Source organism: Rhizobium sp. Rhizsp42, assembly GCF_047304155.1.
Taxonomy (GTDB): Bacteria; Pseudomonadota; Alphaproteobacteria; order Rhizobiales; family Rhizobiaceae; genus Rhizobium.
Genome location: NZ_JBGLYS010000144.1, coordinates 1 through 274 on the forward strand (window position 1 = coordinate 1; position 274 = coordinate 274).

The 274-nt window shown below is 66.8% G+C and carries 1 protein-coding gene; it reads right to left on the minus strand.

The genetic code is table 11. The features are described 5' to 3' along the window. On the minus strand, positions 1 to 232 hold a 232-nt coding region (locus ACCD05_RS31875; RefSeq protein ID WP_413397680.1), incomplete at its 3' end, for an SDR family oxidoreductase. Positions 233 to 274: the final 42 nt, after the last annotated feature.

The window sequence follows — 274 nt, forward strand, 5'->3', positions numbered from 1 at the left end:
GAGCCATGCGACCCAGCGGCGTGCGCTGCGCCACCATGCCCACCGCAGCCTCGATGGACGGCAACGGCACGCCGTGGCTGATCAAGTCCTGCATCGAGCCGATGCCCAGCGGCGTTTCCACCAGGCCCGGATGCACCGAGTTCACTCGGATCTGTGACCGGCCCAGCTCGACCGCCAGGGCCTTGCTCATCAGCCGCACCGCGCCTTTGGACGTGCAGTAAGCCGAGTGCATGCTGCCGCCCTTCTGCCCCAGGATGGAGGAGAGGTTTACGAT